The organism is Streptomyces sp. NBC_00258 (assembly GCF_036182465.1).
Taxonomy (GTDB): Bacteria; Actinomycetota; Actinomycetes; order Streptomycetales; family Streptomycetaceae; genus Streptomyces.
In genome coordinates this window covers 5,934,388-5,955,368 of the sequence record NZ_CP108081.1, presented here as the reverse complement: position 1 = coordinate 5,955,368, position 20,981 = coordinate 5,934,388, and the positions used below count along the sequence as shown (strand labels likewise).

15 protein-coding genes and 1 pseudogene are annotated in these 20,981 nt (G+C 70.1%); 10 read left to right on the top strand and 6 right to left on the bottom strand.

The annotated features are described in order from the left end of the window. Positions 1–45 precede the first annotated feature (45 nt). Entirely contained in the window at positions 46–2,172 is a 2,127-nt protein-coding gene (locus OG718_RS26385) for a HelD family protein (RefSeq protein ID WP_328845325.1), read from the top strand. A 65-nt stretch (positions 2,173–2,237) separates the two neighbouring features. Here OG718_RS26385 and OG718_RS26380 read toward each other — a convergent pair whose 3' ends face one another. Continuing rightward, positions 2,238–3,284: an ArsR/SmtB family transcription factor gene (locus OG718_RS26380; protein ID WP_328845324.1), complete on the bottom strand. Its 1,047-nt coding sequence runs from the start codon at positions 3,282–3,284 to the stop codon at positions 2,238–2,240. Between the two features lie 245 nt (positions 3,285–3,529). Between OG718_RS26380 and OG718_RS26375 the strand changes: the two are divergent. Next, positions 3,530–4,751, top strand: a pseudogene (locus tag OG718_RS26375) (MFS transporter). 82 nt (positions 4,752–4,833) lie between these two features. Here the strand turns inward: OG718_RS26375 and OG718_RS26370 are convergent. After that, complete coding sequence (locus tag OG718_RS26370; protein WP_328845323.1) at positions 4,834–5,691, bottom strand: nitroreductase/quinone reductase family protein; 858 nt, start codon at positions 5,689–5,691, stop codon at positions 4,834–4,836. Positions 5,692–6,413: 722 nt separating this feature from the next. Beyond that, positions 6,414–7,292, bottom strand: a complete 879-nt coding sequence (locus tag OG718_RS26365; protein ID WP_328845322.1) for a winged helix-turn-helix domain-containing protein — start codon at positions 7,290–7,292, stop codon at positions 6,414–6,416. A 202-nt stretch (positions 7,293–7,494) separates the two neighbouring features. On the opposite strand from OG718_RS26365, the gene OG718_RS26360 reads away from it, so the two are divergent. Continuing rightward, positions 7,495–8,256 (top strand): transposase family protein, encoded by a 762-nt coding sequence (locus OG718_RS26360; protein WP_328845321.1) that lies wholly within the window; start codon positions 7,495–7,497, stop codon positions 8,254–8,256. A gap of 135 nt (positions 8,257–8,391) precedes the next feature. After that, on the top strand, positions 8,392–8,805 hold the full coding sequence (locus OG718_RS26355) for a hypothetical protein (protein WP_328845320.1): 414 nt from the start codon (positions 8,392–8,394) through the stop codon (positions 8,803–8,805). Positions 8,806–8,940: 135 nt separating this feature from the next. Here OG718_RS26355 and OG718_RS26350 read toward each other — a convergent pair whose 3' ends face one another. The 3 genes from OG718_RS26350 to OG718_RS26340 all read right to left on the bottom strand — a co-directional run bounded on the left by OG718_RS26350 (position 8,941) and on the right by OG718_RS26340 (position 11,083). Further along, positions 8,941–9,357 carry a VOC family protein gene (locus OG718_RS26350; protein ID WP_055613553.1) on the bottom strand — a complete coding sequence of 139 codons (417 nt, stop codon included), beginning with the start codon at positions 9,355–9,357 and terminating at the stop codon, positions 8,941–8,943. Positions 9,358–9,398: 41 nt separating this feature from the next. Then, positions 9,399–10,271 carry a GNAT family N-acetyltransferase gene (locus tag OG718_RS26345; protein ID WP_328845319.1) on the bottom strand — a complete coding sequence of 291 codons (873 nt, stop codon included), beginning with the start codon at positions 10,269–10,271 and terminating at the stop codon, positions 9,399–9,401. Between the two features lie 272 nt (positions 10,272–10,543). Next, a complete protein-coding gene (locus tag OG718_RS26340; RefSeq protein WP_328845318.1) occupies positions 10,544–11,083 on the bottom strand; it encodes an AAA family ATPase in 540 nt (179 codons plus the stop codon). Between the two features lie 203 nt (positions 11,084–11,286). Between OG718_RS26340 and OG718_RS26335 the strand changes: the two genes are divergently transcribed. The 6 genes from OG718_RS26335 (at position 11,287) to OG718_RS26310 (ending at position 20,680) form a co-directional block, all read left to right on the top strand. Continuing rightward, positions 11,287–11,850 (top strand): isochorismatase family protein, encoded by a 564-nt coding sequence (locus OG718_RS26335; RefSeq protein WP_328845317.1) that lies wholly within the window; start codon positions 11,287–11,289, stop codon positions 11,848–11,850. Between the two features lie 141 nt (positions 11,851–11,991). Further along, positions 11,992–12,948: a GlxA family transcriptional regulator gene (locus tag OG718_RS26330; RefSeq protein WP_328845316.1), complete on the top strand. Its 957-nt coding sequence runs from the start codon at positions 11,992–11,994 to the stop codon at positions 12,946–12,948. Positions 12,949–13,119: 171 nt separating this feature from the next. Continuing rightward, positions 13,120–14,118, top strand: coding sequence for a type I glyceraldehyde-3-phosphate dehydrogenase (gene gap / locus OG718_RS26325; protein WP_328845315.1), 999 nt, complete (start codon positions 13,120–13,122; stop codon positions 14,116–14,118). A gap of 326 nt (positions 14,119–14,444) precedes the next feature. After that, on the top strand, positions 14,445–14,768 hold the full coding sequence (locus OG718_RS26320) for a hypothetical protein (RefSeq protein ID WP_328845314.1): 324 nt from the start codon (positions 14,445–14,447) through the stop codon (positions 14,766–14,768). A 351-nt stretch (positions 14,769–15,119) separates the two neighbouring features. Further along, the gene (locus OG718_RS26315; RefSeq protein WP_328845313.1) at positions 15,120–16,025 is read left to right on the top strand and encodes an antibiotic ABC transporter ATP-binding protein; all 906 of its coding nucleotides are present in this window, start codon (positions 15,120–15,122) and stop codon (positions 16,023–16,025) included. Further along, positions 16,025–20,680, top strand: coding sequence for a caspase family protein (locus tag OG718_RS26310; protein WP_328845312.1), 4,656 nt, complete (start codon positions 16,025–16,027; stop codon positions 20,678–20,680). Before OG718_RS26315 ends, OG718_RS26310 begins: the two co-directional genes overlap by 1 nt. Positions 20,681–20,981: the final 301 nt, after the last annotated feature.

Genomic DNA, 20,981 nt, shown 5'->3' with positions numbered 1-20,981 from the left:
GTAAAAACTTTAACTCGGTTACGTTATTCCGTTACCCTTGCTCGAATGACGTCACCCGACCCCCTTCTCGTCACCTCCCTCACCCAGGAACGCGCCTACCACGACACCTGCCGCGCCGCCCTCGCCGCGATGGTCGACGGTGCTCAGGAACACGTCTTCACCGGAGAGGACGTATCCGCCTCCGGTGCCGACGCCGAAGTGCTCGGGTATCGGCTCCGCAGCCGGGCCAAGGAGATGCGGGAACTGCCCGAAGGGCCTTTGTTCTTCGGGCGGTTGGACTTCGAGGGTGAGCGTGGTGGCGCCGGTGATCACGCCGGGCAGAGCTACCACGTCGGCCGGCGGAGGATCACCGAGCACCCCTCCGCGCCGCCCCTCGTCGTGGACTGGCGGGCTCCCGTGTCGCGCGCCTTCTACCAGGCGAGCGCCCGCGATCCACAGGGTGTGCGGGTGCGGCGACGGTTCGGCTGGGCACCGGGGAGCCGCGGCGACTCCGCCGACCTCACCGGTCTGGAGGACGAGCACCTGGAGGGGGAGTATCTGGGAGGGGAGTACCTGGAGGACGAGCGCCTCCCGAACGGGCACCGCACAGCGTCACCCGGCGGCAGCCGCATCCTCGCCGGCGAGATCGAACGCCCCCGCGTCGGCCCGATGCGCGACATCGCCGCGACCATCCAGCCCGACCAGGACGAACTCGTACGGGCGGACCTCACCGTCTCCGTCTGTGTGCAGGGTGCGCCGGGCACCGGGAAGACGGCCGTCGGGCTGCACCGGGCCGCGTATCTGCTCTACACGTTCCCGCAGCGCGTCCAGCGCGGCGGGCTGCTGATCCTGGGGCCGAACCGCACCTTCCTTTCCTACATCTCGGAGGTGCTGCCCGCCCTCGGCGAGACCGGCGTACGGCAGTCCACGGTCGGGGAGGAGATCGCGCGGCACCCGGTCACGGGCGAGGACGGCGAGGCCGCCGCGGCCGTCAAGCACGACGCCCGTATGGCGGAGGTGCTGCGGCGGGCCCTCTACGCCAGGGTCGGCTCGGAAGGAGCTGAGGGTGGTGAGGGGGCTGAGGGGGCCAACGGCCTTGCGGTGCCCGACGGTTCGTACCGGTGGCGGGTGCCCGGTGAGGCACTCGCGCGGATCGTGGCGGGCGTACGGGCCGAGCAACTGCCGTACGCCGTCGGGCGCGAGCGGGTCCGGACGCGGATCGTGCGGTACGTGCGGGAGCGGGCCGAACGGCGTGCCGGGCCCCAGTCCAACGCCTGGGTGCAGAAGATCTCGCGGGCGCGGCCCGTCGGCGCGTACGTCGACGCCGTGTGGCCCAAGGCGCGGCCGGAGGAGGTCGTCGCCGAACTCCTGGCCGATACGGCCGTGTTGGCCGCAGCGGCGGACGGAGTGCTGGACTCGGACGAACAGAAGGCGCTGCTGTGGGCGCGCCCGCCCCGGTCGTGGAAGTCCGCACGGTGGTCGGCGGCCGATCTCGTCCTCCTCGACGAGGTCGCCGGGCTCGTCGAACACCCGGAAAGCTATGGGCACTTGGTGATCGACGAGGCGCAGGACCTGTCCCCGATGGAGTGCCGGGCGATCGGCCGGCGGGCGGTCTACGGGTCGCTCACCGTCCTCGGCGACCTCGCGCAGGGGACCACACCGTGGGCCGCGCGGGAATGGGGCGAACTCCTCGGCCACCTGGGCAGACCGGAGGCGGTGGTCGTGCCGCTGACCACCGGCTTCCGTGTCCCGCAGGCAGTGGTCGAGCTGGCCAACCGGGTACTCGCGAGGCTGGACGTCGGAGTCCCCGCCGGCCAATCCCTGCGCAGGGACGGCGAGTTGAGGATGCTCCCCACGGACGACGTACTCGGCGAGACCGTCGAGGCCGTGCGCCGCGCCCTCTCGTACGAGGGGTCCGTGGGCGTCATCACGGCCGACCCGGACGTCGTACGGGTGCGGGAGGCGCTCGGCCGCGCCGGTATCGAGGCGGCCGGGGTCGACCAACTCGGCGCGCGTGTCATGGTGTTGGGGGCCGGGCTCGCGAAGGGCCTGGAGTACGACCATGTCGTCGCCGTGGAGCCGGCGGCGATCGCGGAGGGGGAGACCCGGGGACTGCATCGGCTGTACGTCGTGCTCACGCGGGCCGTGTCACGGCTGGACGTGGTGCATGCGCGGCCGTTGCCGTTCGAGTGAGAGCCTTGGGCACCTTCGGGGGTGCCGGGGCCGTCCGGGGCCACCATGATCGTGGCGCACAGGACCTAGTGGATCCCCGGACCCGGACCCGGACCCGGACCCGGTTCCGGTTCCGGCAGCCGGTCGCCCGCACCGGCTCCCGACACCCCCGACGCCTCCATCAGGACCTCCCCGGCCGGCGTCCGCACGTACAGCACCGACTGACCGGCCCGCCGCCGCTCCACCAGACCCGCGTCCAGCAGCACCCGCAGATGCCGGCCCACCGAACCCAGCCCCTGCCCGGTCACGGCGACGAGCTGGGTCGTGCTCATGGGGGTGCCGAGCAGCGCCAGCACTCCGGCCCGTGCGGTGCCGACGAGTGCCCCGAGGCCGGCCGGGACGGGGCGCCGGTGGTGGTCCTCGGCGAGCACCCCGAGGCACGGGTAGACGACGGCGTACCGCTCCCGCCCCTCCCACGACACCCAACTGGTCTTCGGTGTGACCGGCATGAACAGCAGCTCCGCCCCGGCGGCGATCTCCCGCGGCGGATACGCGTTCGGGTTGACCTGGAACCGGCTCTCCCCGAGCCACCGGGTCCCCGGCTTCAGCGAGTCCAGCACGGCCGCCCAGCCTCCCTGGCTCACGCGTGCGGTCCGCGCGACCATGTCGGCCTCCAGCACGCGCCGCCGACGTTCCCAGTACGGCCGTACGGTCTCCTCCCAGACGTACGTCAGAAGCGTGGTCGCCCGCTCGGGCAGGTCGTCCCGCTCCAGGGCGGCGGGGAGCGGGCTGCCTCGGAGGCACACCCGGAGGTTGGCCCGCGCCTCCTCGGCGGCGGTCGCGCGCACCCGGGCCACGGTCTCCTCGAAGCTTTCCCCGGCGCACGAGGTGGGGCAGAAGAAGTCGGCGATCCAGGACGTGCCGAACGCCACCCGCACGACCAGCGCGGCCACCGGGTCGGCCGCGAGACGGGCGCGGTAGCCGGGCAGGTGCTCGCGCAGCCAGGCCTCCTCGCCCGGATGGGCGCCGGTCCCCGCGTGCAGCAGTCTCAGGCTCGCGAAGGTCTCGGCGAACGGCGAGAGCACGAAGCGGCTTCGGGCGAGGGTGTCGGTGCCGATCTGCCACAAGCCCATGCGCTTGACCTTAAGCCCCTGCGTATGAGGTCTGGGGGAGTAGGTCGGTTGTCGGGTGCGGGTCGGTGGGGGCTCGGTGCGCAGTTCCCCGCGCCCCCAAAAAGACGGGGGCGCCCCTGTTGCGCCCCTGTCTCCCGGATGTCTCAAGCCCGCGTGTACGAGCTTCCCGAAGCCCGTACGTACGACCTTTCGCGTGTCGGCGAAACAGTCAACAGGGCACCCGAGTTGCTCGGAGACTTCGGCCCATGCGCAGCTATCGCTCCCTGTTTCGCACGCCGGAGTTCACCCCGTTCCTGCTCTCCTTCGGTGCGTTCGCCGCGGCCCAGACGATCGGCGGTCTGGCCCTCGGCACGCTGGTCTTCCGGGCCACCGGTTCCCCGCTCCTGTCGGCGGTGAGCATGTTCGCCCCGCAGTTGGCGCAGTTGCTGGGCGGCGCCTTCCTGCTCTCGGGCGCCGACCGCCTGCCCCCGCGCGCGGTCCTGACCGCCCTCGCCCTCGCCTTCGCGGCCGGTACGGCGGTGCTGGCTCTGCCCGGCCTGCCGGTCTGGGGGGTCTTCGCCGTCGTGCTCCTGCAAGGGCTGGTCGCGTCGCTGGGCGGGGGCGTACGCGGGGGACTGCTGAACGAGATCCTGACCAAGGACGGCTATGTCCTAGGGCGTTCGGTCTACAACATGCTCTGGGGCCTGGTGCAGATGGCCGGGTTCGCGACGGGCGGCGCACTGCTGGTGCTCCTGTCCCCGCGGACGTGCCTGCTCCTGGCGGCGGCGCTGTATGTGCTGTCGGCCCTGGTCACACGCCTGGGTCTCAGGGCTCGCCCACCGCGCGCGGCCGGCCGCCCGTCCGTCTCGGCGACCTGGCGCACCAAACGCCCTCCTGTGGTCCTCACGCCCCCGCCGCCTCGTCTACCTGGGCCTGTGGGTCCCCAACGGCCTGATCGTCGGCGGCGATTCGCTCTACGTCTCCTACGCCCCCGAAGCGGCCGGGGTGCTGTACGCGTTCGGGGCGCTGGGCATGTTCGCGGGCGACATGGCGGTGGGGCGCCTGGTGCCGCCCGCGTTGCGGCCCCGTCTCGCGACGCCGCTGCGTCTGCTGCTCGCGGTTCCCTACCTGTTCTTCGTCCTGCGTCCCGGAGTGGCGCTGTCGGCCGTGGCCGTCACCGTCGCCTCCGTCGGCTTCGCCGCGAGCCTGGTCCTGCAGGAGCGCCTGATGTCCCTCACCCCCGACGATCTCGCGGGCCAGGCCCTCGGTCTGCACGCCACCGGCATGGCCGCCATGCAGGGTGTCGGCGCCGTCCTCGCGGGCACACTCGCCCAACTGACCTCCCCGGCAACGGCGATGACGATGATGGCGGTCGCGTCGGTCACCGTGACCCTGAGCCTCGCGGCGCTGGGCAGGCGCGACGAACGACGGCCGGCCGTCCCCAGTACGCGCCCGGGCACCCTGCCGGAACCCGCCGCCACGGACTAGGGGCCGCCCGGTGGGTTGCCCAGTCGGGTGTCGCACAGGCCGAACTAGGGGTCTGGGCAGTGGGCCGAGGTAGCGGTCCGAACTAGCGGGCCGGCTCGGTCGGCGGTGCGTCGAGGGCGGGGATCAACTGCTCCTCCTCGTACGTCAGATGGGTCTCCAGCTCGGTGGTGAGGCGTTCGACCTCGCGGCGTGCGTGCTGGGGGTCTGCGGAGTCGTCGCCGATGATCCGCTTCAACTCCGCGGTCAGGGCGCCGATGCGCTCGTGTTCCTCGCGCAGGCGGTCCAGGGCCGGGGCGAGTTCGGGGCGGCTGCCGGCCAGGAAAGGGAGGATGCCGAGTTCCTCGCCGGTGTGGTGGTTGTGCAGGCCCGCGCAGAGTGTCAGGCAGTTGACGCGGAGCTGGGCGCCGAGGGTGGGCCCGGCGGTGGTGAACTCCTTTCGGATCAGGGCGAGTTCGCGGCGGAACGCGTCATGGATGACCTTGAGTCCCTGGCCCATCGAGGAGGCGTTCACGTTCGGCGGGCCGTCGACGGGGATCTCGTGGAGGGCGACCACCGGGATCACCCGCGTGGTCTTCGCCTGGTAGTCCGCCCAGCCCGGTTCGGCTTCGACCAGACGGGCGAAGGCAGTGTTCCGTTCGGTGCCCGCCAGCACCTCCGCCGTCGCCTCGTACGTGAACACCCCTGTCTCCACAGTGACTTGAGGATGCGCGAGGAGGTTGTGGAACCAGGCCGGATGCGTCGGGGCACCGGCGGCGGAGGCGATGACCAGCACGCTCGCGCCGCCGTCGGGGTAGTAGGCGAGCGGGGTCGTGTGCCGCTTGCCCGAGCGCGCTCCCGTGGTGGTCAACAGGATCAGCCGGGCTCCTTCGAAATAGCCGCCGACCTGGCCCGCGTTGGCGCGGAATTCTTCGATGACCTGCTGGTTGAAAACGTTGGGCATTCTCTTCTTTCTTCTCGGTGATTACTGGATCGGGGCATGCGGAATCGCCACGGGGCGAATTGGGGTACGCCCGTGGTAGTGGTGCGGTGATGACGAGATGAAGGCGCGCGAATTCCCGGCGGGGCGAACACCGGCAGGGCGATTGCGCACACAGCGGACGTCGACAGGGCGAACGTCTGCTGGGCATGCGCCTGCGGCGGCACCGGCAGGGAGACGTGCGGATACGTGGTGGCACGCGGGACGCGGTATGCGGAACGGCACGCTGAGGTCGTGATCTGGCGTGGCGTGGCTTCGCGCGTGCGGCGCGGCATGGCACTCGTACTCGTACTCGTACAGGAAACTCCGTACGAGCGCTCGGCGCGCTTGAATCAGAAAGGGCGGCCCTCTGGCCCGCCCGGGCCTCACTCGGAGGCCGGGAACCCTACTCGCTGTTGGCCCAAGGCCGACCCGGCAGTCACGGAGGAAAGGTTAATGGAATGGGTGCGGCGAGGCAATGCGTGTCTTCAGGAATTGTCCAGTGCCCGTCCGAATGACAAGGCAGTGAGCCTTTTCCAACCTGGCTGTCAGCTCTGCTGGCCATGCTCAGCGGTGTGTCCGGTCCACCGTGACCGACTGCAAAACTGCTGTTCATGACCTCGCTGCGAGCAGGTACGTTCAGCCGTTAGCAGGGCACTGACCAGCACAGACATGAGGTTGGAAAAGGCTCATTGGCTGAATCGCCGTCATCTCGCCAGCAGGTTCCATACGGAGTCGAACCAGGACTGCATGTTGTCGACAGAACTGGCGCCGTAGGAGCCCGCCTCGCCTCGGACATAATGGGTCATGGCTGCACCGAACCCCAGCACGTCGACCGCAAGGATCTCGCTGCCGTCGTCCAGCTCGATGAGACGCTCGACCGGCTCGTACAGGGCGTGCAACGCGTCGGTTCCGTTCAGCAGGTAGAGCTTGAACGTGGGAGTCAGTTGCACGTAGCGAATCTCCAGCTGAACGCTCTGCACCAGACCCTCGAGCTCCAGGGCCCTCAGGATGCGCCGCACAGAGGAGGTGTGCCGGCTCGTCAGATCGTTGAGCCGGTCCCGCAACCTCGGATCGTCCGGGTCGTCCTTCGCCCGCGGGTAGGGCACATCCAGACCCTCGGACGGCAGCAGCATGCGCAGGGCGATGCTCCGTGGCGAGATCTCGCCCGTGCGGATCCGTTCGTTCTGCACGCCTATGTGCATGTTCAGGGACTCGGACGTGAGCGTAAAGACGTCGAGGGTGACTTCAGGCTGCTCAAAGGCCTGACTGATGATGGGTCCCAGCGTGACGGCCCAGCCCGGCGTGGTGCCGCTCGGCGTCCCGGACGGCGCGCGCTTCGGCGTGACCACGCGGGAGACACACGACCCACTGCCCTGACGGGACATGATCCATCCCCCGTACTGCAGCTCCTTCATCACGCGCTGCACGGTGTCCCGGGAGACGCCGAACTCCTCCGCGAGTTCACGCTGCGACGGCAGACGGGATCCCAGCGGATACGTCCCATCGGCTATCCGGTCCCGCAGCCCCTCGAAGACACGTGAGAACTCCTTGCCTCCGGCCTCACCGCTCCGCTCTCCACTCACACCCCGACCGTATCGCTGCGGAACGACAAGCAAACAGACTCCAGTCAAGCTAGCAGTCCAATTGGACGGAGAGTTGCTCAGCTTTCACTGAGCACCTTCCAACCTGCCCAGGGTGACTCGGAGTTGGACGGGCCTGCGGAACGTCGAAGCTCCTGGTAGACGAGTTGTCGACCAAGATCAACCGTCGTTCCAGGAGCTCCGTGTGCTTGTCTACCCGTCGGCCATCGATCTGTCCACCGTGCACCTGCGTCACCTGAGTCGGGTGCTGACGGTGCGACGTCGGGAGATAGGCAGTCGGTGGCGGAGGCTGACTCCCCGATGCCAGGCCCTGCTCGCCCTGGCCCATCTGCGGTGTGGCGACACGTATGCGCAGCTCGCGGCCGGGTTCGGCATCGGGATTGCCACCGTGTACCGCTACGTCCGCGAGGCGATCGACGTTCTGGCCGCGCTTGCGCCCACGCTCAACGAGGCAATGGTGATGGCCCGTTCGAAGGCGTACGTGATCCTGGACGGCACCGTGCTGCCGATCAGCCGGATCGCCGCCGACCGGCCCTACTACTCCGGTAAGAAGCGGCATCACGGTATGAACGTTCAGGTGCTGACCGATCCGTTCGGACGGCTGCTGTGGGCGTTGCCTGCACTGCCCGGCGCGACACATGACCTGACGGCGGCACGCGAGCACGGAATCATTGACGCCTTTGCAGAGGCCGGCCTCAAGTGCTGGGCCGATAAGGCGTATCAGGGCGCGGCTGGGAACGTTCGAGTCCCGTTCAAGGGGCGACGCCTCAAGCGGTGGCAACGACGCCACAACGCCACCCACGCCAAGATCCGCTGCGTCGGTGAGCAGGCCATGGCCACGCTCAAGAGCTGGCGTCTGCTGCGGAAGTTGCGCTGCAGCACCAACCGCATCACCGCGATCGTCAAGGCCGTGCTCACTCTGCACCTCGCAGCCGCGTCAGGATGAAAACACCTCAGTGGACTCGGAAGGCCGTTGACGCCCACCGGTCTGTTCGCCGGTCTGTTCCCGGGCTGTGGAGAGGCGGGCGCGTGGCCCGGGTGTGGTGGACCGGCGGGGTCCGTCCGTGGTCGACTCCCTGCCATGAGTCTGTCGGTCGATGTGTACGTGCCCAGAGCGGAGGGCGGCATCGAGGTGCTGGATGTTCCGCCCGAGTCCTCCGACGTGGCCGGCTGGGAGCGGTGGCGTACGGAGGTGTGGGGGTCGGAGCCGGTCCGTTCGCTCGGCGCGCGCTTCTTCCCGCGGCTGGCCACCGAGGACCTGACGGTGGCGCCGGACGAGGTGTCCGACTTCCTCGCCGAGTGCGATCTGCTCCGTACGCATCTGGCGCGTATCGCCGATCACATGACGGCGGAGGCGGAGGCGCCGTCGGGGACGGGGGCGGCGTCGCGGAAGTCCCACGCCGAGCACGCCGACGACGTGCGCCGCCGCCTGGACAACATCGTGAACGCGGCCCGACGGGCGTTGGGGATCGGTGGCGGGGTCATCATCTGGTAGCGAGCGAGCGAGCGAGCGGGCGAGTGAACGGGCAGGCAGGCATGCAGGCATGCAGGCATGCAGTGGCTCGGTGTCCGATTCCCCTGTGGCCGCCGAGCCAATCGCCGCGCCCGCCTGCCTCTGCCGCGTACCGCGTTACTTGCCACGCGGCTGGAGGAACCGCAGGAGGTTCCCCGCCGGGTCGCGGAAGGCGCAGTCGCGTACTCCGTACGGCTGGTCCATCGGTTCCTGCAGTACGTCGCCGCCCGCGGCGCGGATCCGCTCGAACAGGGCGTCGCAGTCGTCGGTGCGGAAGATGACACCGCGCAGCAGGCCCTTGGCCATGAGCTCGGCGACCGCCTGCCGGTCGGCGGGCGTGGCGTTCGGGTCGGCGAGCGGCGGCTCCAGGACGATCTCCACGTCCGGCTGCGAGGGCGAGCCGACGGTCACCCAGCGCATCCCCTCGAATCCGACGTCGTTGCGGACTTCGAGACCGAGCACATCGCGGTAGAAGGCGAGTGCCTTGTCGTGGTCGTCGACGGCGATGAAGCACTGTGCAAGCTTGAGATCCATGCTCATCACGCTAGTGACCGGCGGCGGGTTTGGCTTCTCCGTTACTGACCGGCAGCGGAGAAGTCGTACGCGGCCCAGTCGGTGATCGCGCGATATCCGAGGCGCTGGTAGAGGGCGTTGCTGGTCGGGTTGGACACGTCCGCGAACAGCACGACGTCCTTGGCACCCGCGGCCAGCGCGGCCCGGCTCACCTCCGCCGACACGGCAGCCGCGTAGCCGTGACCGCGCAGGTGGGCCGGGGTGTAGACGATGTCCACCTGGATCTGGCCGCCGATCAGCGGGTTCATGCCCGCGATGGATACGGGGGTGCCGTCGGGGGTCTCCCAGAGTGTGTAGCGCTTGTCGGCGTAGCGGGTCTCGGCCCAGGTGTCGGCGTTGATGGCGACGTCTTCGCCGACGGCCTTGGAGAACTCGCCGCACCAGAAAATGGCCTCGTCAAGGTCCTGCTCGCCCAGGACACGGCCCCGGCCGGACGCTAGCGGCTCCGGTGGGGTGAGGGTGCCGAGGCCGTACAGACGGACCTGTGTGTCGTGGAGTTTCGGGGTCGCGCCGGTGTGCCGCTGCCAGGCCTCGGCGAATGCGGTGGCGGTGCTGTGGTCCGCGCTGACGCGGGAAGGGGAGTGCCCGAGGGCGGTCAGACGGGCGGCGAGGGAGTCGGCCTGCTCGGGCGTGAGCGGGGAGAGGCCCAGGGCGCGGGGCGGGAGGCGGTAGAAGGTGCCACTGACCTCGCCCGCTTGCTCCAGTACGCCGAAGACGGGGGCTTCGGCACCGAACGCGTCCGCCCCGCGCTTTCGCACCCTCTCCGCCCACGTCAGCTGCATGACATGCGGGCCCGGCCGCGAGCGCAGGAAGTCTCCGGCTCGGGCGAGGAATTCGTCGACGTCTTCGGTGAGGTGCCAGGCATCTGGGCGCATGCCTCATGGTTTCCCAGGGTGAAGGTGTGTCCCGTGCTTTTCCGCCAGGGAGAGGCGGCCGGACTTCCGCACAGTTGCTCGGTCCTCCCCGCCGGGAACGCGGCGACCGCCGCCGGGATCGTTGTCCTGAAATCGCCAGCGGGGTCATCGAGCCCGCGTCGAGCCCGCGTCGAGCCGGGGCTCGTACACCCGACGACCTGCGGGTTCGGGGCAGGAGGGACGGGAAGAGAAGGCAAGGGAAGGGAAGCGGACGGGAAGCCGACGGGAGGGGGCTAGCTGCCGATGCTCTTGACGGCCTCCGCGATCTGCAGGGCGGCTTCGGCGGGTGTGAGGTGCGTGGTGTCGACGACCTCGGCCTCGTCGTGCAGCCAGGTGCGGGCGGCCTCGGCGTAGGGCTCGACGTACCGGAGACGGAACGGGGAGTCGGGGCCGAGAACGGTGTCGCCCGCGATGCGCCCGCGAAGGGTGGCCTGGTCGGCGTGGAGGACGAAGTGCCGTACCGGAATGGCATGTTGGGCGAGGCCCGTGCTGATCTCGCGCCAGTACTCCTCGACCAGCACGGTCATCGGAACCACCAGAGTGCCGCCGGCGTAGTCGAGTACGCGGCGGGCGGTCTCGACCACGAGAGGCCGCCACGGCGGCCAGTGCTGGAAGTTGTCCGTCCCGGGCCCGGGCAGCGCCGGCGTGATGTCCATGAGCGTCTCGCCGACCTTCTCGGCGTCGAACACCCGTGAGTCCGGGATGAGTTGCTGCACGAGCGCACTGGTCGTCGTCTTGCCCGCGCCATGGGTGCCGTTGAGCCATACGATCATGGGATCCGACGCTAGCGTCGTGCGGCGGACCACGGGCGGGAACAGTCGGGAACAGGCAGGAGCGGGCGGGAACAGTCGGGAACAGGCAGGAGCGGGCGGGAACGCGGACAGCGGTACTCCGTACGGCTTCCGCGCGACCGGCGGTGGAGCTTCGGCGACCTCTGCCGCCGCCCCACCCGTCCGCACTCCCATACGGTGCCCTCATGCCTCACGCACCCGCGCTCCTCGTCCTCGACATGCAGAACGCCGCCGTGGCCATCTCCCACCGGCCGAAGGAGACCGTCGCCACGATCGCCCTGCTCCGGGAACGTGCCCGTGCCGCCGGCGTGCCCGTCATCACGGTCCAGCACGACGGGCCTGGTCTTGAGCCCGGCACGGAAGCGTGGCGGACCGTGCCCGAACTGGCCCCTGGTGAGGGCGAGAAGACCGTCCGGAAGGGCACCGCCGACGCCTTTCTCGACAGCGACCTCGGCCCGTTCCTCACGGCACTCGGCGTCACCGAGGTGGTCGTGACCGGGTTCGCGACCGAGTTCTGCGTGGACACGACCGCGCGGCAGGCACTGAGCCGTGGGTACGACCTCGTGCTCGTCGCCGACGGGCACACCACCTCCGCCCGCCCGGACGTGGACGGGTTCGTCGCGTCCGACCGAGCCGTCGCACACCACAACGCCATCTACCGGCACATCGGTTTCCCGGGGCGCGGCATCCGCGTCCTGCCCGCGGCCGAGGTGGACTTCAGCGCCCCGCCGGTTCCTGACCCGGCCTGAATCCGCTCCGGTCGTGGCGAGCACCCGCCGCCCCGTCCGCGCGGTGAGCGCGGTGGGCATGGTGAGCGTGGTGGGCATGGTGAGCGTGCTGGGCGTGGGCGCATCGAAGGCACGCCCCACCTCCCCGCGTAACCTCTTCCCGTGCCCGCACCCCGCCTGCATCGCGTCGCCGTCCTTGTGCTGGAGGGTGCGAAGCCGCTCGACGTCGGAATTCCCGCGCAGGTCTTCACGACCCGCGCGAGCATGCCGTACGAGGTGCGGGTGTGCGGGGCGACACCCGGTCTCGTGACCGGCGGCGACGGCCTCGCGTACTCCGTCGCCCACGGCCTCGACGCGCTTGCGTGGGCCGACATCGTCTTCGTCCCCGGCTACCGGTTCCCGGACCGCGACGACCCGCCGCGGGCCGTCGTCGACGCGCTGATCGCCGCCCACGACCGGGGCGCGCGGCTCGCCGCCATCTCGACGGGCGCCTTCGCGCTCGCCGCCACGGGCCTGCTCGACGGCAGGCGCGCCACGACGCACTGGCACTACACGCGGGCGCTCATGGCCAGGCATCCGCTCGTCCGGGTCGACGAGAACGTGCTGTTCGTCGACGAGGGCAGCGTGCTCACCTCGGCCGGCGCCGCCTCCGGCATCGACCTGTGCCTGCACATCCTGCGCGGCGACCTCGGAGTGGCCGCGTCCAACCACGCGGCCCGGCGGCTGGTCGCGGCCCCCTACCGCAGCGGCGGCCAGGCCCAGTACGTGCCGCGCAGCGTCCCCGAGCCGCTTGGTGAGCGGTTCGCCGCCACCCGTGAGTGGGCGCTGCACCGGCTCGGCGAGCCCCTCACGCTCGACACGCTGGCGCGGCAGGCGGGGGTCTCGCCGCGTACGTTCTCCCGGCGCTTCGTCGAGGAGACCGGCTACACGCCGATGCAGTGGGTGATGCGCGCCCGTATCGACCTGGCCCGCGAGCTGCTCGAACGCTCGCAGCGCAGCGTCGAACAGATCGCCGCCGACATCGGGCTCGGCACCGGCGCGAACCTGCGCCTGCACTTCCAGCGCATCCTCGGCACGACACCGAGCGAGTACCGGCGCACCTTCACGCGGGGCGAGTGACCGGCACGACGCCGTGCGGAGGGGCGCGGCGTGGAGGGGAGGGGTGTGGAGGGAGGGGTGTGACGGGGTGTGGCGGGATCCTTTTGAACCATGGCGATCCCGCCACTGTCAGCGGCGTCGGCCGCGGGCGAGCCTGGTCCCGAAGGGTTTGGAATGGAAGGGACACCACTCATGACTCGCATCGCCATCAACGGATTCGGCCGCATCGGGCGCAATGTGCTGCGCGCACTGCTGGAGCGCGACAGCGCCCTGGAGGTCGTCGCCGTCAACGACCTGACGGAGCCCGCGACTCTCGCCCGGCTGCTCGCCTTCGACAGCACGGCCGGCCGGCTCGGGCGCCCGGTGACCGTCGACGGGGACGTGCTCGTCGTCGACGGCCGTCGGATCAAGGTGCTGGCCGAGCGCGAACCGGCACAGCTGCCCTGGGCCGAACTCGGTGTCGACATCGTCCTGGAAGCCACCGGCCGCTTCACCTCGGCCAAGGCCGCCCGGGCCCACCTCGACGCGGGCGCGACGAAGGTACTCGTCAGCGCGCCGTCGGACGGCGCCGACGTCACGCTCGCTTTCGGGGTCAACACCGATGCGTACGACCCGGCCCTGCACACGATCGTCTCGAACGCCTCCTGCACCACCAACGCGCTCGCGCCGCTGGCCAAGGTGCTCGACGACCTCGCCGGTATCGAGCACGGGTTCATGACGACGGTGCACGCCTACACGCAGGAGCAGAACCTGCAGGACGGTCCGCACCGCGACGCCCGCCGCGCCCGGGCCGCCGGCGTCAACATCGTGCCGACCACGACCGGCGCCGCCAAGGCGATCGGTGCGGTGCTGCCGAACCTCGACGGCAAGCTGTCGGGCGACTCGATCCGCGTACCGGTGCCGGTGGGCTCGATCGTCGAACTCAACACGACCGTCGCCCGCGACGTGACGCGTGACGACGTGCTGGCGGCGTACCGCACCGCGGCGGAGGGTCCGCTCGCGGGCGTCCTGGAGTACTCGGAGGACCCGCTCGTGTCGTCCGACATCGTGGGCAACCCCGCCTCGTCGATCTTCGACTCGGCCCTCACCCGCGTCGAAGGCCGCCACGTCAAGGTGGTCGCCTGGTACGACAACGAGTGGGGCTTCTCGAACCGAGTGATCGACACACTCGAACTCCTCACCACCCCCTGACCGGACGCGGGGCCGATACCCCGCCCACCGGATGACCGTGCCGGCCGCCACTCCCAAGGGAAGTGCCGACCGGCACTTTCTTTGGTGTCCTGTCGCAGCCCCACCGATGCTGTGGGCTGCCCCAAGGTGAAGGTCAAAGAAGTGAGCCTGAGCACGATAGTTGTCGTTAACCTCCCATCCCGACCTGGCCTTTCTCGAAGCACTGAGCACGATATCTGTCGCCGAATTCGCATCGTTGTTGACGTGTTCCGTGCTTTTTGCAGGCAAGTTGTCGCAAACTTCGAAGATCGCTCCTCCGACGGGATGCGTGCGGCTGACCTGGGACTATGAGCGATACCCGGGGCTCCTTGTGGTCCCACAGCTGTACGTGGACGGATCTGCTGGTCCCGGTCTCGCTGAACGCGGGGCGGGGCGGCCTGGACCTGTCCGATGGCTGGCCGGACCGGTGGACGGCGACGTGGAAGTACGCCGGGGACGAGGTTGCGGGGCCGGTCCGGCACCTGGGGCAGGTGCCGGTGGCGAGCCGTGGGCCGATGCGGGGGTTCACCTGGTGGCGGGAGCAGCGGCACAGGCCCGGGCTGGAGTCCCTGGTGTCGACGCGGGGCGCCTGCATGGGTTCGAGAGCCTTGAAGAGGATCAGTTGCTGGTAGCTCTCGACTTTGCCGGTGATCTGTTGGAAGTGCTGTCGCGGCCGTTGCGTATCCGGTTCCGTACGGTGGAGAAGTGGCGCAACCACACCCCGGACTTCTTCGCAGTCACGCGGGTGGGGACTTGGCTGATCGACGTACGGCCCCGAGACGGGTCAAGCCAGATCCGGAGAGTTTCCGTCTCAGGCTTCTCCGGGGAAAGAGCCAGGACTTCGATGAGTCCGGCACGGGCCATGACAGCCGCGATCCTGTCCCGGGCACGCACAACAGCCTTTGTGTGAGCAGCCGTTGCTAGTTCCGCGCGCCGGGCTGACCGTCCCCGCGTAATCTTGTTCCCTCACTCTGGGAGGGGCATTGAGCAAGGTCGTCTTCGTGCACGGCGTCGGCAAGCAGTACCTGAGCGAGGACTCCCTAGCACGGGACGTCGTTCCCGAACTCCAGGGCGGCACACGTCTTGCGGGCGGCCCGGTGCCTTCGTCCGACGACGTGGGGGTGGCCTTCTACGGTGACCTGTTCCGGCCACGCGGCACCCGCGCAGGGGTCGAACTCCCCTACGACGAGGGCGATGTCGACAACGACGCGGAGTTCGCCCTCCTGATGGAGTGGTGGGCCGAGGCGGCGCGTACCGACCCCGCTGTCCCGGATCCGGCAGCCACCGGTACGCGGGGCCCCGTGGGCTGGACCGCCTCCCGGGCCCTCCGGCTCAACGCCGTGCGAGCAGCCCTGGACGCCCTCACGGGCGCCCGGTACCTGCGCGGGGTCCTCGATCGCGCACTGATCGGCAGTCTCAAGCAGATGACCGGCTATTTCGGCGACGAGGAGATCCGGCGCGCGGCGCAGGACCGGCTGGCCGCGCGGATCACCCCGAGGACACGGGTCGTCGTGGCCCATTCGCTCGGGTCGGTCATTGCCTACGAGACGCTCTACGACCCGCGGCGTAATGGCGACTGGGACATTCGCATGCTCGTCACCCTGGGATCGCCGCTGGGCATGCGCGCCCTCGTCCTCGATCGGCTCGAACCGGCGCCTGAGAACCGCCAGGCTGTGTGGCCGAAGCCGGTGCGGGCGTGGACCAACATCGCCGATGACACCGACATCGTCGCCGTTGTACGCGAACTTGGCCCGGCCTTCGGCAACGGAGTGCGGGATGTGGCGGTGAACAACGGCAGTCACATGCACGACGCCACGCGGTACCTGACTGCCGTCGAGACGGGGCGGGCCATCTTGACGGGCCTGCTGCCGGGGACCGGGACTGTCTGATGCGGTACCTCGTCGCTGCGGGCACCCGCCACTACCGGGAAGCCCCCGAACTCCCCTTGGCCCACGAGGACGTCGACCGGGCGACCGAGCTGTTCGTTTCGATGGGCTACGAGCGTGTCCTGACGGCCGTCTCCTACGACCCGGACTGCGAGTCCTTCGAGAATGCCCTGGCCGACTGGTGCCATACCCCAGGACTGACCGCTGACGACGTCGTGGTCGTGTACTACGCCGGGCACGGGGACCGCTCCCTAGCCGGCCAGTACCGTCTGGCCTGTGCTGACAGCGCGCCGGGGCGACCACGCTCGTGGCTGTCACTGCTCAACCTGGCCGAAATCCTGGCCACGTCACCGGTCCGCAACGTCCTGTTCGTAGTGGACGCCTGCCACGCGGCGGCAGCTACGGCGGAGATCGGTACCGTCACCGACACCATCGTGGCCGGCCGGGGACGCGGCGACGGATTCGGCGCGGGCACCTGGCTGCTGGCCTCAGCCCGGCATCGCGATCTGGCGGTGGACGGCGCCTTCGTGACCGAACTGGCCAAAGCGTGTCATCAGGGTGACGGGCCGTCACAGCGGTACCTGGCGCCGAGCACGCTCGCCGAGCGGGTCAATCGTTCCCTCACGGCGGCGGGGCTGGCCCAGCGGGCCGCGTGCTCGTCCGTCGACCAGTCCGAGCGGCCCCCTTTCTTCCTGAACCCCTCCTTCGACCCGCGCGCCGAGGTCACGGGCGACGGGCGCACGGTCTCCGACGCCTCCGACCTCTCCTCGCACTTCGAGCCGCGCGGCCGTGGTGTGGAGCATGTACACGATCCCGGTTCGTACTTCACCGGACGTGAGCGGGCCCTGCGGGCAGCACGCGCCCATCTGGAGGGCGACGGGCAGGGGCGGGCCCTGGTCGTCACCGCCGACCCCGGCTCGGGCAAGTCCGCGGTCCTGGGCCGGCTGGTGCTGGAGGGTTGTGCCGACGCCTCCGTCAACGCGCACCACCAGACGCTGGAGGCCCTGGTGCAACGCATCGCCGCCGCGGCGGACGTCCGGGCGGCCACGCCGGTGGCCTTGTTCACCGCCCTTATGGACCGGGATCGCCGCTTCCGGATCGTCGTCGACTCGCTCGACGAGGCGGGCTCGGCGGGCGACAAGGCCGAGGCCCGCCGCATCGCCTGGGAACTGCTGCGCCCGCTCGCGGCGGTGACGTGTGTCCGGCTCGTGGTCGGCTCACGTCGCGAGCTGTTGCCCCACCTCGGTGGCCACATGCCGGTGATCGACCTTGACGACGGCGAGTACGCGCAGGACACGGAGCCCGCCGAATACGTGGTGAAGATCCTCTGCGACGAGGGGGCGCCGTACGAACACCGGCCGGACGTGGCCCGCCAGGTCGCCCGCGAGGTGGCCCGTCGGGCCGGGAGGTGTTTCCTGGTCGCCCGGATGACGGCGAGTGCGCTGCTGCGCGGCCCGGTCGTCGACATTGCCGCGCCGGGCTGGGCGGAGCAACTGCCCTCGGACGTGGGAGGCGCCTTCGAGGCGTATCTCCAGCGACTGCCTCAGGAGCGGCACGCCAAGACCATGGCCCTGCTCACCGTGCTGGCCTTCGGAGAGGGCAACGGCCTGCCGCGCCGGCTCTGGGTGCAGGTGGCGACGCGGCTCTCGGGCATCCCGCTCGTCCAGGCGGACGTCGACCTGCTGCTGGACGAGGACGGCTCCTACCTGGCGCACGCCGAAGTGGACGGCACAAAGTACTTCCGCCTGTACCACCAGGAACTGACGGACCATCTGAAGCTGCGGGCTCTCAAGCACCGGGATCTGGCGGACCTTCAGGAGTGCTTCGTGGCGACCCTGCTGGAGCTCGTGCCCGACCGGGACTGGCCGCATGCACATCCGTACGTCCGCGCCCACCTGTCGACGCACGCCGCAGCTTCGGGGAAACTGGACGACCTCATCGAGGACGCCTCATTCGTCGTCCACGCCGACCCGGCGACACTACTGCCGGCGGTGCGGCGAGCACTGCGCCGTCCCACGCTCGCACTCGCCGTCGAGCGCTACGCCTACCTCATTGCAAGCACCGACTCCGCCCGGGTCGACAAGCCGGCGCTGCTGGCTTTCGTGGCGGGGACACACGGGGAACACGCGCTGTCCGGGCAGGCCCAGAACCTGTCGGCCGTGCTGGAACGCGTGCGGGTGGAACCACGGGAGATCACCCCGCATCGAGTGGTGGGCCGCCACGACGGGGCCGCCTATGCGGTCCGCTCGTACAACCCTGCGTGGCAGATCGAGGACCTCGTCCTGCCGGACGGTGGCCACGTTGTTCTTGCGGCGCCTCCGTCGGCCTCCCACGTGCACGTATGGCGGCTCGACGACCCGTCGCAGTCGACCCTGCTTCCACATCCCGCCGACGTCGCGGGGCTCGCTCTGCTCGCTGACGATGCGGGCCCGGCGCAGGCAGTGACCCTCGACGTCATGGGAGACATCCGAATCTGGGACGTCGCCGACCAGACGCTGCTCCACACCGCACCCAGTGGAGCAACGCTGCTGTTCGACGCGGGGTTCCGCGACGACGGCACGCCCGTGGTCGTGTGCGGGGACGCCGAACAGGTCCGCGTGTGCACGCTGCCCCTGCTAGAGCCGCTCGTCCAAGTGGCCTGCGAGACACCCGTGAAGAACGATCTCGACACGCCCAAGGCATCCGCCTGCCTCTCCCACGACGCAGACGGGCGCGTCCGACTCCTGCTGTGCGACGGGGTGCGCGGTCGTGTCACCCTGCACTCCCTCGACGCGGAGGGGGACGTCGACATCCTGCTCGACGACTGCATCCGCCCCTTCCTGGCCGACCACATCCATGGCGGCCGGGGCACCGTCGCCGCGGTGTGCGAGCCGCGCACCCGGGTGACGCTGATCGAGGCGGGGTCAAGGCGGATGGTGGCCTTGCCGTTCAACGGTTTCGTCTGGGCGGAGAGCGGCTTCGCCCTGGGCAGCGAGGACGACCCCGTGTTCGTGACGCAGGATCACGACGATCTGCTCATCGCGCGTCTCGACGGTCCCGCGCAACGCGTCGCGGCCCGGGAGAAGACTGCCGGCCATGCGGGTTTCCTGACACCCGTTCTGCTGCGGGACGGGCTGTACGCCGCGACGGTCGGCTTCGGAAGCCAGGTCAGCGTGGTCAGCTGCACGACCGCGGACGCCGTGGGTTCGCCGCTGTGGGGGCACGAGGGTGCAGTCTGCGCCCTCCGGCTGCTGCCCGCTCCCGGTGAACCGGGACCCGGCGTCTTGGCGGTGGGCAACGACGGGACGGCACGGTTGTGGCGGTGGGTCGACCACGCCAGGCCGGGCGCCCCACGGTCCGCCCCGTCGGAGCTGTCCGCTCCGGAGATCGACTCACTCATTGCCTGGCCCGAGGACTCCACCGGCGTCATGGCCGTCTCCGGCCGCATGGTCCGGCGCGTTGCCCCCGCCCCGGAGCCCCCCGGCACCACGTTCGACCTGGTCGAGGAAATGTTCGTCGACGCGGTCTCCGAACAGGAGCGCGCTGTAGACCCGGACGGCTCGCTCCAGCTCCTGACCTGGGACTACACGGGCCACGTGAAGCCGGACGCCCACTCCGACCTGCCCGGGTGGTCCGGGTCTGTGCCGTACTCCCAAGCGGTCTGGCACCGCATCGCCCCGGGCGGACCCGCCGAGCACACGAACCTGACCTGGCTGGAAGGGATGGCCTATCTCGGGGTCCAGGCGCACCTGCTGCCACCGACGTCAAACCATCCGCACACCCGGCTGCTGGGCCTGAACGCGGTCCGTGGCCGGGTGAAACTCCTCGACGCCCCGCACTCGACTCCTGAGTGGACCAACCTTCCCTGGCCGGTCGATCCGAGCAACGACTGGGTCTGCTCGGCGGCCTTCACCACCCTGGCAGGAACCACCATGCTGCTGACGGGCACCCGCCCGATCTTGCGCCGGGAAAGCAGCGTGGCGGGCCGATACGACCCCTCGGCCGAAGGCGAGACACCGCGGACCGGCGTCACGGACGGCCGACTCTGGGACGTCTCGGCGAGCACGCCCGGCAGGGGCACGCCGCTGGAACTCCTCGGCGACGTCTGCTTCCTCCTGCCGCACCACACCAAAGCCGGAACACGATGGGTGGCCCAGCAGGGGCGGGACGGCACGGCAGAAGTCATCGAGCTGTCGACGGACTGCCGGTACCGGGTCCGGCCGAGCCGGCCGGTGACCGAACCCCGTTCGGGCCACCGGATGACCTCCGCAGTCGACGCCTTCCTGCGCTGGACCGAGTTGTCCGACGGAGGCGCCGTCCTGCTCCTCCTGGACCGGCAGGCCTGCGACGACGCCCATACGGCCCCGGTCACCGTCTGGCATTCCGCCGCCCTCGACACTCCACGTCAGTTGGGTGTACCGGCCTGCCGGTTGCTGTGGACGGGGCGGGTCCCGGCCGGCGACACCCTGGTCGCGGTGAGCGACGAACAGGGCGTGGCACTGTGCCATCTACCGAGTGGCGAGAAGGTGTGGTCGGCGCCCCTGCCGGCGCTCGTCACCTCCCTCGCCGCTCTGCCCGCGAGCCCCGTCCTCGACCTCGCCGTCGGCACCCAGCAGGGGGTGGTTTTCCTGAGACCCCGGCTGTCCCGGGCCTGGCGGGAGCGGCTCGGTTACGGGTGACCGGACCTGTCGGGGCGGCAGCCAGAAGTTCGAAGAGGCGTCGGACTTCGTCCTGCGGAAGGTCAATGGAGCCGTGGCGCTGCACCGTGTACTGCGGCAGGTGGTCGAGGTGGTTCGCAGCAGTGGCGGGAGGCTATGCCAGCCCGAGGGGTATGCCGAGGTGATGAGCGAGCTTCCTACCCTGAAGGGCGCGAGTCCGTCGACAACGATCGCCAGCGTGCAATCCGCTCGGGTGCCGACTTCTGGAGCGTCGGCTCGGTCGCCTCGGGATTCAGCGGTGACGCTGGCCGTGGGCGTCTCA